General features: G+C 53.9%; 12 protein-coding genes. 9 read left to right on the top strand and 3 right to left on the bottom strand.

Going from position 1 to position 11,767, the window contains the following annotated elements:
• The 6 genes from C7K08_RS10640 (at position 1) to C7K08_RS10615 (ending at position 5,231) form a co-directional block, all read left to right on the top strand.
• Complete coding sequence (locus C7K08_RS10640; RefSeq protein WP_106500594.1) at positions 1 to 1,611, top strand: ABC1 kinase family protein; 1,611 nt, start codon at positions 1 to 3, stop codon at positions 1,609 to 1,611.
• Positions 1,612 to 1,621: 10 nt separating this feature from the next.
• Positions 1,622 to 2,047, top strand: coding sequence for a hypothetical protein (locus C7K08_RS10635; RefSeq protein WP_106500593.1), 426 nt, complete (start codon positions 1,622 to 1,624; stop codon positions 2,045 to 2,047).
• 71 nt (positions 2,048 to 2,118) lie between these two features.
• A complete protein-coding gene (locus C7K08_RS10630; RefSeq protein WP_106500592.1) occupies positions 2,119 to 2,844 on the top strand; it encodes a response regulator transcription factor in 726 nt (241 codons plus the stop codon).
• Positions 2,841 to 3,935 carry a sensor histidine kinase gene (locus C7K08_RS10625; RefSeq protein WP_106500591.1) on the top strand — a complete coding sequence of 365 codons (1,095 nt, stop codon included), beginning with the start codon at positions 2,841 to 2,843 and terminating at the stop codon, positions 3,933 to 3,935. The genes C7K08_RS10630 and C7K08_RS10625 overlap by 4 nt, the downstream gene beginning before the upstream one ends.
• The gene (locus C7K08_RS10620) at positions 3,932 to 4,666 is read left to right on the top strand and encodes a pseudouridine synthase (RefSeq protein ID WP_106500590.1); all 735 of its coding nucleotides are present in this window, start codon (positions 3,932 to 3,934) and stop codon (positions 4,664 to 4,666) included. Before C7K08_RS10625 ends, C7K08_RS10620 begins: the two co-directional genes overlap by 4 nt.
• 4 nt (positions 4,667 to 4,670) lie before the next feature.
• Positions 4,671 to 5,231: a helix-turn-helix domain-containing protein gene (locus C7K08_RS10615; protein ID WP_106500589.1), complete on the top strand. Its 561-nt coding sequence runs from the start codon at positions 4,671 to 4,673 to the stop codon at positions 5,229 to 5,231.
• Here the strand turns inward: C7K08_RS10615 and malQ are convergent.
• Both malQ and C7K08_RS10605 read right to left on the bottom strand, forming a co-directional pair.
• Positions 5,204 to 6,601 carry a 4-alpha-glucanotransferase gene (malQ, locus tag C7K08_RS10610; RefSeq protein ID WP_106500588.1) on the bottom strand — a complete coding sequence of 466 codons (1,398 nt, stop codon included), beginning with the start codon at positions 6,599 to 6,601 and terminating at the stop codon, positions 5,204 to 5,206. The two genes, C7K08_RS10615 and malQ, sit on opposite strands and share 28 nt — an antisense overlap.
• Positions 6,598 to 7,758 carry a Coenzyme F420 hydrogenase/dehydrogenase, beta subunit C-terminal domain gene (locus C7K08_RS10605; protein ID WP_106500596.1) on the bottom strand — a complete coding sequence of 387 codons (1,161 nt, stop codon included), beginning with the start codon at positions 7,756 to 7,758 and terminating at the stop codon, positions 6,598 to 6,600. The genes malQ and C7K08_RS10605 overlap by 4 nt, the downstream gene beginning before the upstream one ends.
• Before the next feature lie 32 nt (positions 7,759 to 7,790).
• On the opposite strand from C7K08_RS10605, the gene C7K08_RS10600 reads away from it, so the two are divergent.
• Positions 7,791 to 9,044: an LCP family protein gene (locus tag C7K08_RS10600; protein WP_106500587.1), complete on the top strand. Its 1,254-nt coding sequence runs from the start codon at positions 7,791 to 7,793 to the stop codon at positions 9,042 to 9,044.
• Positions 9,045 to 9,054: 10 nt separating this feature from the next.
• Here the strand turns inward: C7K08_RS10600 and C7K08_RS10595 are convergent, their stop codons facing one another.
• Entirely contained in the window at positions 9,055 to 9,564 is a 510-nt protein-coding gene (locus C7K08_RS10595; protein WP_106500586.1) for a hypothetical protein, read from the bottom strand.
• A 22-nt stretch (positions 9,565 to 9,586) separates the two neighbouring features.
• Here C7K08_RS10595 and C7K08_RS10590 point away from each other — a divergent pair, with 22 nt between their 5' ends.
• Both C7K08_RS10590 and C7K08_RS10585 read left to right on the top strand, forming a co-directional pair.
• A complete protein-coding gene (locus C7K08_RS10590) occupies positions 9,587 to 10,582 on the top strand; it encodes a ribose-phosphate pyrophosphokinase (protein WP_106500595.1) in 996 nt (331 codons plus the stop codon).
• A gap of 111 nt (positions 10,583 to 10,693) precedes the next feature.
• Positions 10,694 to 11,767, top strand: a 1,074-nt coding sequence (locus C7K08_RS10585) for a glycoside hydrolase family 10-like protein (RefSeq protein WP_241537209.1), incomplete at its 3' end; no start/stop codon positions are given.

The following is an 11,767-nucleotide window of genomic DNA, read 5'->3' as shown; positions in this document are numbered from 1 at the left end:
ATCTACAAGCGCGCCGCTGTTCCACTGCATCAATTGCTGGCTCGCCTGGTGGTGGTGCTGTGGCAACTGGGCAGCTTGAGCCTCAGCCTTCTGAGCCAAGGGGGCAGCGAAAACCCTGAGGTGCAAAAGCGCCTGGGCCGCGAATTACTCCATACCCTTACGGATTTAGGGCCTTGTTTTATTAAATTAGGCCAGGCACTTTCCACTCGCCCTGACTTGGTTAGGCGCGACTGGTTGGAGCAACTAACGCGTCTACAGGATGATTTACCAGCTTTTGATCACAACTTAGCCCTTGCAACAATCGAAGCTGAGCTGGGGGCGCCTGCCCATAGTTTATTTGCAAMTTTTCCAAATAAGCCAATCGCAGCTGCAAGTTTAGGGCAGGTWTATAAAGCCCAACTCCACGATGGCCGCTGGGTGGCGGTAAAGGTACAACGYCCAAATTTGCAAGRGCGTTTAGTACTTGATCTAGCGGTAATCCGCTTGTTAGCCCAAATGGTGGGCCCGTTTCTMCCCCTGAACCTGGGCGACGACCTCAGCGCCATAGTTGATGAATTTGGCAACACCCTATTCAGGGAGATTGATTACGAGTTAGAGGCTGATAATGCGGAGCGATTTGCCAGCCTRTTYAAGGAGGATCCATCCATAGTTATTCCAGGWGTGGAGAGGTTGTTGAGYGCAAAAAAGGTGCTAACTACAGATTGGCTTGATGGGGTGAAACTGCAGGAAAGATCGGTGCTAGAAAGCAATAATTTAGATCCCACAACCCTTGTTAAGGCAGGGGTTATAGCGGGCTTGCGCCAACTGCTTGAGTTTGGCTATTTCCAYGCTGATCCCCACCCRGGCAACCTATTTGCCATGGCTGGCGGCAGCGAAGGCAATGGCAGGTTGGGTTACGTTGATTTTGGCATGATGGACATGCTAAGTAAYGATGATCGCCTTACACTTACTGATGCTGTTGTTCATTTAATCAACCGTGATTTCAAGGCYCTAGGCCACGACTTTGTGCATTTAGGYTTCCTGCAACCCAATACGGATTTAAGCCCGATATTACCCGCATTGGAAGAGGTATTGGGCGGTCAATTAGGTGAAACAGTTGGCAGTTTTAATTTCAAAACCATCACAGATCGATTTTCTGAGTTGATGTTTGATTACCCCTTTCGGGTGCCGGCGCGTTTCGCCTTAATCATCCGAGCAGTGGTTAGCCAGGAGGGTTTAGCCCTACGGCTGGATCCAGATTTCAGCATAATAAGAGTTGCCTATCCCTATGTAGCTAAACGGCTTCTTGCCGCAGATACTGAAGAATTGCGCAATAAATTATTAGATGTTTTATTTGATCAAGAAGGCAAATTACAGCTGCAGCGTTTAGAAAATTTATTGGATGTGGTGGGTCAAGATGGCAGCCCCACCGATTTGCTGCCAGTTGCTGGGGCAGGGTTGCGCCTGATCCTTGGCCCCCAGGGCCGCGACCTAAGGCAAAGGCTCTTGCTAACCCTCGTGCGCGATGGGCGACTTAACACTGAAGACATAAGCAATTTGGCAAAACTGCTGCGCCGCCGCTTTGGGCCAAGGCGCCTAGCCAGCGACCTGATGCAGCGGCTCAGCCTTTAGCCTGCATGCAGTGCCAACCCAAAGGATATTGAACTACGAAGACATTGATTTTGAGTTGCCCTATGCGGTGATCCAGCAGCCCCCATACCTGCTTAGCGGCATCGGTTTAGCAATTGGCGTGCTTTGCGGGCTCACCTTTGCAAAATTGATCGAGAACCGCCTAGAGGCTTGGAAGCAAGATCGTTTGCCACTACTGCCGCTTGGCAATGCCGAAACATCGATTGCATTTGCTGGCACCTTGATTGGCATCACCCTATTTATTGGTGGCGCCCTGCAGGTATTTGGCTTTGCAGCTGGGGCAGCACTGTTGGTTTCAATGCTGCTTTCTTTGCTAACCGGCGGCGCCCTGTGGGTGCAGCTTGAACGCCTGATGCAACAGGTGGAAGAGGGCCGCTTTAAGGCAGTGGATTTTGATAATTTCGATCAGTTCTTCTAACGGGGCAAGCTTTAATTTCAAGACAACTGCCGCAAGTCCCACTAGCCTTAACCACAAAGAAGCCTTTTTTTATGGCCGTCAGCCCTCCAAGCCAGGCCAATCCAGCTCGCTTGCTGGTGGTGGAAGACGACGACACCATCCGGGAAACAATTTCAGAAGCGCTCACCAATGAGGGCTTTCAAGTTGATGCGGTGGCCACAGGTAACGGTGCCCTTGAACGCTTTAAAGGCAACCCTGATCAACAGCCATTTGATCTGGTGCTACTGGATTTAATGCTGCCAGGGGTGAGTGGTCTTGATGTGTGCCGCTACGTGCGGCGCCGCGGCTTTTCTACGCCGATCTTGGTGGTGAGCGCTAGGGACACCGAAACCGATCGGGTGGTGGGCCTTGAAGTGGGCGCCGACGACTACTTAATCAAACCCTTTGGCATGCGCGAATTGGTGGCCAGATGCCGCGCCTTACTGCGCCGCACGGGCCGCAATGGTGATGCCGGTGCCAAGCAGGTGCTYCGCCATGAGGGCATCACCCTTTACCCAGAGGAATGTCGAGTTACCAGAGATGGCAATGAGGTGAATCTTTCGCCGAAGGAATATCGCCTATTGGAAATGTTTATGCAAAATCCAAAACGGGTTTGGAGCAGGGATAAATTACTTGAAAGAGTGTGGGGTATTGATTTTATGGGTGATAGTAAAACCGTAGACGTTCACATTCGCTGGCTCAGGGAGAAATTAGAAACCAATCCAAGCGCTCCCGTATTTATTCTCACCGTACGTGGTTTTGGTTATCGGTTCGGATGATTTTTGGCTTAAGTAGATTATGGCGGCGGCCCAAGCGCCTAAATGCGGAACAATTACTCAGCTGGCTGGAGGATTCGCCCCAGGGGCTTTTGGTGCTCGATCCCTGGAATAGGTTGCAGCACATCAACAGCAGGGCGAGGCGGTTGCTCCATTTAGCAAGTGGATCCCCATTACTTAATCGATATCTATTGGAGGTAGTGCGCTGTCACCAATTGGATCAAGCCGTGCAAGAAGCGCGATCCAGCAATAAAAGCCAAAGGGTTAATTGGAGCATTAGTGCCGTTGGCGCCTCTCCCCTTGAACCAGAATCGATTAGCAGTGAACCACTGGAGGCAATTGCCATTCCTGGTTCACACGGCTGGATCGGTGTTTTTATTCAGAGTTGTCAATCATTGCAATCCCAGCAGCAACAGCAAGAGCGCTGGGTGAGCGATGTGGCCCACGAATTGCGCACTCCGCTCACAGCCCTATCGCTTGTTACCGAATCCCTTGCCCTAAACCCCAGCAAGAAACAGGTGGTACAAATTGAACGGCTGCAAAGGGAATTACAAMGGCTGCAGCGATTAGTATCAGATCTATTGGAGTTAAATAGGCTTGATAATCCATCACCTAAGAGCACAGAAACCAATCAACAAAAAGTAGATGTTCCTGATTTAGTAATAAAGGCCTGGCAAACCATCGCCCCATTAGCTGAACAGCGTCAGGTTGATTTAGTGATGGAAAGCAGCGGCAGCCACTGGGTAGTTGGCGATCCAGCCCTATTGCATCGCGCCCTGCTMAATCTGTTGGATAATGCTTTGCGCTTTAGCCCAAACGAAGCCGAAATAAACGTGAATCTCTCCACCGAAGGGCGGTGGCAGCGCATTGAAATTCGCGATCAAGGCAATGGCTTTAGTTCTGAAGATCTACAACACATGTTTGAGCGTTTCTATCGGGGTGACCCCTCCCGCTCCGGCGGCAAACGGATTGGTAGCGGTTTGGGCCTTGCAATCGTGCAACAAATAGCCGTGGCCCATGGGGGCCACATCCGCGGCCGCAACCACAGCAAGGGTGGAGCTTTGTTGGTTTTGTCGCTGCCGGTTGCACCATGAGCCGCCAACGTTTGCAAAAATTGCTTGCCGCCGCAGGGGTATGTTCCAGGCGCCGAGCTGAGGAGTTGATGCTTCAGGGGCGCATATTGGTAAATGGTGTGCGGGCAAAACCAGGTGATCAAGCTGATCCAGCCCTGGATCGAATCGAGGTAAATGGAAATCCCCTGCCGGCTAAGGCATCAAGTTGCACCCTGTTGTTGCATAAACCCAGGGGCGTGCATAGCACTTGCCACGATCCCATGGGTCGCCCTACGGTTCTAGATCTATTGCCCCCAGATATTGCCAGGGGTAAGGGGCTACACCCGGTGGGTCGGCTGGATGCCTTTAGCCATGGGGCATTACTTCTCAGTAATGATGGCAACGTAACGCTAAGCCTCACCCATCCTCGCTTTAACCACCCCAAGCGCTACTTGGTGTGGGTGGAAGGCAACCCCAGCCCCCAAGTATTAGAGCGCTGGCGTAAGGGTGTACCCATGGACGACATCGCTAGCCGCTCAGTTTTTGTGGCAATGAAGCAACAGGAAAAAAGACGCTGCCTGCTTGAACTGGAAATGAAGGAGGGTCGCCACCGGCAAATCCGCCGCACGGCAGAACTATTGGGGCACCCTGTGTTGGATCTTCAAAGGCTATCTGTGGGCCCTGTGCAGTTGGGGGATTTGCCAGCTGGGGCCTGGCGCTGGTTAAGCGAAGCTGAAAATACGGCAATCACAAAACTGATCGAATCCCCCTAGGTAAATGGCAAAACCAGCAGCAAAGCCCAGCAGCCCAAACCCAAAAGAATTGCAGGAGGAAGCCCTGCGCTGCTTTGGCAAAAGGCTGCAACAGGAAAGGGAGCGCCAAGGCCTCAGCATGCGCCAATTGGCCCTGGATACAAGGGTGAGCACAGCTGTGCTGGAGGCCCTGGAGAAAGGTTGGCTCCAACGTCTACCGGAAGCCGCCTTTCTCGGCACGATCCTGCATAAATTGGCTGAGCGCCTATCCCTACCTGGAGCTGAAATCGATCAGGAAATAAAAGCAGCMCTACCGCCTCTCTACAAAAGTAATAAGCAAGCAAGCGATCGGATCACTGGCTTCACCCTGGGATCGATTGAATTATTCAGCACCTGGCAGGGCACCATTGCCTATGGGGCGATGGTGTTGGTTTTGATCTATGGCCTAAACCTGCAACAACGGCAACTTGCAAGTGCCAATGGAATCAGCATCGCTCCAATTTCGCCAAACCCAACGCTTAAAAAGCCAGAAACCCCCACGAAACAATTGCTCAAGCTCTACCCCGAGCTGCGGCCCCTGCCATAGAGCTGGCCCTGTTGCTGTAAACCTTCCATGTGGCCGCGCAAATTAGCGATGGGTTGATCTAAACGCCAACTCCAATTGCCACTTGCCGTACCTGGTGTGTTGAAGCGAGCACTGTCATCAAGGCTCATCAGGTCTTGCAGGGGAACCACCGCCAAATCGGCGGTGGAGCTAAGCGCCAACCGCAACAACTCCCAACCGGGCGATTCCACTGGATGGCCCAACAGGTTTTGCAGTTGTTGCTTCACCTGATCAGATTGATCTTGCCACCAGCCCCGGGCCGTGGCGTTGTCGTGGGTGCCGGTGTAAACCACCCAACTACCAGAAGCAAAGTTTTGGGGTAGGTAGGCATTACTGGCATCGGCCTCAAAGGCAAATTGCAAAACCTTCATGCCTGGCAAATCAAATTTTTCCCGTAGGGCGTCTACATCAGGTGTGATTACACCGAGGTCTTCCGCCACCAAGGGCAGTGAACCGCCGCATCTACTGCTCAAGCGTTTCAAGATTGTTTTGCCCGGTGATGGCAACCACTCACCATGCTCAGCGGTGCTGCTTGCACCTGGCACACTCCAAAAACCAGCAAAGGCACGGAAATGATCCAGCCGCAACAAATCAAATAATTCCAATTGCCTTTCCAAACGCCGCAACCACCAGCGGTAGCCATTCAAACGATGACGACTCCAGCGATAAACAGGGGTAGACCAAAGCTGGCCGGTGGCCGAGAAATAATCGGGGGGCACGCCGCTTTGTTGGGCAAGGCTGCCATCGGGGTTGAGGCTGAAAAGGCCAGGCCTACTCCACACATCGGCACTGTCGTGGGCGCCATAGAAAGGCAGATCACCCAGCAACTGCACGCCCCGTTCGCGACTATGGGCACGTAGGCCTTGCCACTGTTGCTGCAACTGCCATTGCTGCAGTGCTTCCTGGTCAATCGCAACGGCTTCAGCACGATCAAATTCTTTAATAACCTGCCTATGGCGCCTGGCATAGGGCTTGGGCCATTGCCACCAGGGGGCACCCCCATAGCGACGGCGCAGCACCATGAAGCGGCAGTGATCCTTCAACCAAAARCGTTGCTGCTGGCACCAGGTTGAGAAGCCGTCAACGGCGCTGGTTTCCTGCAACTGATCCGGATCTAAAAATTGCGGATTTAGGGCAAAACCACTGGGGGAGCTGTAGGGAGAACCAGTGTTATCGGTGGGGGCGAGGGGCAGCACCTGCCACACCTTCACCTGATGATCAGCCAGAAGATCTATCCACTCCAGGGCAGCGGCGCCGAAACAACCGCTGCTGCCAGGGCCCGGCAAGCTTGAAACATGCATCAAAACGCCGTATTGGCGCTGGCCCCCCAAATGCTTTAAGAGATTGCTCATTGCTGCGGCAGGCGATAGCGATTCACAATCTTGCGGGCAAAGGGAGGGAGGTGTTTATCCACCATGKTTGGATGATGACGCCTTAGCCAGAGGGCATTTCTGGTGAAGTGGGAATCGATAGAGAAACGCGCATATTCCAATCCCTTAGGACCGAACTTTTGCACCACAAAACCGATCAGTTCCGCAAGCCAAGCCGGCAGCCTTAGGGCTTTGTCGTAGGCCTCAATGCCTTGCTGCACCGCCTGGCTGCGATTGCCGGCACTCATCACAGGCTGGGTTTGCAACTCCTTTTCCACTAGATCCAGCAGCCTCTGGCCGCGATCGTTACGCACCACTAGCCATTGCCATTGGAATGGTGCCCCCATGTAACCAACAACCAAATCTGCAGCTGCATTCACGTAGTCGAAACAACTGAGGCAACTGGGGGCAAATACCTCCTTCAGTTTTGGCGTATCGAGGCCAAAAAATGGCACTGTTTCTTTACTGCCATCGCTATGGCGAAAGTGAATACGAAAATCCTGCATGAATTCGTAGTGCACCACCGTTTCAGGAGAGCGACTGGTGGAATCCAAGAAGGTTTGCAAACCAGCCCTACTCACGTTGTCTACGCAGGGCAAACCGAGCACATAGAGCTCATCAAGGCCCAAGCTGGCCTGCACAGCCCGCAACGCTTGGGTTTGACAGCCCACACCAATCGTTAAAAGGCGGCGAATGCCACTGCCGGGCAATTGCTCCAGCACCGATAGGTTGTTGGAAAGGGTTGGCTTATTTACCCGGGCAGCCCGCACCTCTGCGGGGCTACGGGCTAACACCGGCACGGGCGTGAAGCGATCGCTTGGGCTTTGCTGTACGCAGAGCACCGCATCCACAAGCCCTTGGCTTAGGGCCCTTTCGGCRATGGTGGTAACAATYCCAGTCCATTGCGCCCCCTCAAGGGAGGGCTCCAATCGACCACAAAGCATGCGCTGAAAAACGCCGAAATAAAGCTCATCTTCGTTATCCAACTGGCGGCTGCGGCCGTGGGATTGGGTTTCTAGGTGGTCGAACTGTTGATGCAAAAAAGCGCATGCCTGGCGCACATAGGCCACCCAGCGGGTGTCGCACAGGCCGCAATCACTGCACAGGTCTTTAGCTGGTCTTATGGTGCCCCGCGCCATGGGGCGGGCCCTTTCGTGGGGGGCAAACTTCAATGAACAGCAACTCGCGCTCAGGCTCCAAACTATCTGGCATGGTTCCCCCTAAGCCGCCCCGATTTGCCACCGCAAGGCTGCTTTGGCGCCTAGGCATGGTGGCCATTGGCATCTTCCTTGGTTCATCCCTGGGCGGTGTATTGGTTCCCCAAAAAACCGCCGGCCCCCTGGAAGACCTGCGACCGGCCATMAGCCGCCTCGCCGACCCCCCAGGCCGCCCCCAAACCGTGCTGCTGCTCGGCCTTGATGGCAGCCAACTGAAATCGCAAACACCACCCGCCCAGGTGCAACTGCTGCTCATGGCCCGGGTGCATCCAGGGGGGGGAGTGGAGATCATCCAAATCCCCACGGAATTGAGCGTGTTGCTACCGGGCCAAAAACAATTGCAACCAATATCAAACCTCTACGGCCAGGGGGGGGTTGCCCTAGTGGCTGATGTGGTTGCTCAACTAATGGCCAATGGCGGTGAACCGGTGCCGCCCGATCGCTACCTGCTGCTCAGCCGTGGTGGCCTAAGGGAAGTGATTAATCGCATTGGCGGTTTGCCCTTCGATATCGAAACACCGCTCAGGTATCAAGACAAAGCAGGAAAATTAAAAATTGAATTAGACGCCGGTCAGCAATGGCTTGGCGGCAAAGAATTAGAACAGTTTTTACAATTCAAAGGCCCGGATAAGGGCGACGGTGGCCGGCGACAAAGGCAGCAGCAATTGCTATTACCCCTGGCCGATCGCCTCGCCGATGCTGCCGTTGCCCCCCAATTGCCGGCGCTGCTCAGCCAAATGCGGGCGCAACTGAACACAAACCTTGGCCATGGAGAACTGCTCAGCCTGCTGGCAGCGGGCCTTAAAGATCCAGATTTAATTCAACTCAGTCGCCTGCCACTCAGCGGCGATCAAGCTGCCCGGAGGCTGGATCAAATCCGGGCCGAACCACTTTTGGAGCTGTGGCACCAGGCGCAAGCACCCAGCGCCAACAACCCCCAGGTAAACGTGGAAGGGATTGAACCAATCAGCACCAACACTGCGGTTGAGCGCCTTCAGGGGGCGGGGCTGGCGGCCCAAGCAAGCTTTTTAGATGCTGAATTAATGCGGCCGCGCACCGTAATCCTGCACGGCAATGGCAACAATTTGAAGCAAGCCCAAGCGGTGCGCAAGGCGCTTGGGCTTGGCGAACTGCAACGGGGACCCCTCAGCCCTGGGGCGGGGGTGCAGGTGTTGCTTGGTAAAGACTGGCAACCCAGCAAGCCCTAGCTGAAATCAACTAGTTCAAATCAAGCTGAAGCAGCCGTTCACGCATCAGGATTGCCAGGGGGCCGCTGAGGTTTAGGGCCTGACGATCCCCCGGCTGCCAGTGGCCAAGCCAGGCCAAGTTGTCTGCTCGGCGTTGCTGTGGATCCCAGCTGTCACCCACCTGTAATAGGCCCAACAAAGGCACCCCCGCCTGATTCAAGAGGGCCTGGTGCAGTGCTGCTTCCGCTTTAAGCCGGGGGCCGCCTGGCAAAACCAGCAGGGTGGGCAAACGGTGGGCAGCAAGGGCATCCACCCAATCCACTAATTCCTGGTCGTCTGGCAACACCCACAGCCTCTCCTCCGCAGGCTGCAGCTGGGGATCAACAGCAGCTGATCCCAACCAGCGCAATGGTCCCCAGCCCATGGAGCCGCAGGCCCAAGCGAAGGGGGCCACCACGGCACTGCCAAAGGGGGCGCAGATCAACAACAGATTCATTTGGGGCGGGATTGGGGGCACGCTTCTACCATCGGTGTTAATCATCCCAATCWCAGCCCCCGGCGCCGTGAGCAGATTTTTGCTAACCGAACGCAGCAGCCCAAGCCTCCACCCTGGTGATGGCAATCGATTGCGCCTGTTTAGCGGCAGCGCTAACCCGGCCCTTGCCAATGAAATCGCTGGCTACCTCGGCATTCCAGACGGCCCCAGGGTGAGCAAAAGCTTTGCCGATGGCGAGATCTACATCCAGATCCAGGAATCAATCCGCGGCTGTGATGTGTTCCTGGTGCAGCCCACCTGCGCGCCGGTGAACGACCACCTGATGGAACTGTTGATCATGGTTGATGCCTGCCGCAGGGCATCGGCAAGGCAGATAACAGCGGTGGTGCCTTACTACGGCTATGCCAGGGCCGACCGTAAAACAGCAGGACGCGAATCGATTGCAGCTAAATTAGTTGCTAATTTATTGCTTGCTTCAGGTGTAGATAGGGTGCTGGCAATGGATCTGCACTCAGCACAAATTCAAGGCTATTTCGATATACCTTGCGATCATATTTACGGCGCTCCGGTTTTAGTTGATTACCTGGCCACCCGCGACCTGGGTGAAGTTGTGGTGGTTTCACCTGACGTGGGCGGTGTGGCGCGGGCCAGGGCCTTTGCAAAGCGCATGGACGACGCCCCATTGGCGATTATCGATAAAAGACGCTCCGCCCACAATGTGGCTGAAAGCCTCACCGTGATTGGCGATGTGAAAGGAAAAACCGCTGTGTTGGTAGACGACATGATCGATACCGGCGGAACGATATCGAAAGGCGCCCAACTGCTGCGCCAAAGGGGAGCTGAAAGGGTGATTGCCTGCGCCACCCATGCGGTGTTTTCACCACCGGCATTTGAGCGGCTTTCTGAACCGGGCCTATTTGAAGAGGTGCTGGTTACAAACAGCATTCCAATCCCACCAGATCAACGCTTTCCCCAACTGCAAGTACTCTCAGTTGCAAATATGTTGGGCGAAGCGATTTGGCGCATCCATGAAGAGAGTTCCGTGAGCTCGATGTTCCGTTAAACAATGAAATTCAAAACACCACATACGCTTAAATCTAAATCAAAAACTAACTTTTTAATCAAACATTTAGTGGTTTTGCTCGCCGGATGTGCAACCCAGCTGCCTCTGGCTGTGGTCGCTGGAGCGAACCGCGTGGGGGTGTGGCTAACCAATAGCCCCAGCCCCCTTTATTACGATGCTGGTCGCATTGATCGCGCCGTAGCTGAATTAGCAGATGCCGGTTTTAATACCCTATATCCAAATGTGTGGAGCCGCGGCACTACTTTTTATCGCTCTAAATGGGCACCGATGGAACCAGCTTTAGCTGAACGCTCCCCCGACTTAGATCCGATCTGCCGCATCACGGCCAGGGCCCATCAAAGGGGCTTACAGGTTATTCCCTGGTATGAATACGGCCTGATGGAACCTGGAGATGCAAAGGTTGTTAAACAAAATCCAGATTGGATCCTTAAAAAGCAGGATGGCTCTCCCTACTATGCAATGCATGGCGCTAATCTGCAAACCTCACCCCTTAAAGACCTAAGGGTTTGGCTCAATCCAGCCCACCCGGGTGTGCGGCAAAGATTTATTGGTTTAATCACTGAAATAGTGGAGCGTTGCAAAGTTGATGGCGTTCAGTTAGATGATCACTTTGCCTGGCCAGTTGATTTAGGCTACGACTCCTACACCAGCGCTTTATATAAACAAGAAACCGGCCTAGAACCACCCGCTGATTACACAAATCGCGCCTGGATGACCTGGCGACGCAATAAACTAACCGAATTACTTGTTGAGCTGCGTCAAGCGCTACAACGCAGCAATGGCAACAGTCGCATCAGTTTATCGCCAGGCCCTTTTCGCTTTGCTTACAACAAATGGCTGCAGGATTGGGAGATCTGGTCGGTGCGCCGTTTAGTAGATGAACTGGTGATCCAAAATTATGCCTATTCAGTGCGCGGTTTTGAACAAGATCTCAATCAACCGGCCATCGAACGGGCCCAGAGTTGGGGTATTCCGATCAACATTGGCGTGTTAGCTGGTTTTGGCGGCCGCACTACCGATGCAAACACCCTGCGTAAGAAGGTTGAGCTCAGTGCCAGCAGGGGCTTTGGTGTTATCTATTTCTATTGGGAGGGTTTATGGGGGCAATATGCAGGTAGAGAGGGGGCGGAAATTCGCAAATCAATTTTAAACCAAGTGCACCGC

It is taken from the genome of Synechococcus lacustris str. Tous (genome assembly GCF_003011125.1).
GTDB classification, from domain to species: Bacteria; Cyanobacteriota; Cyanobacteriia; order PCC-6307; family Cyanobiaceae; genus Synechococcus_D; species Synechococcus_D lacustris.
This window is presented reverse-complemented; position numbering and strand designations above follow the sequence as displayed.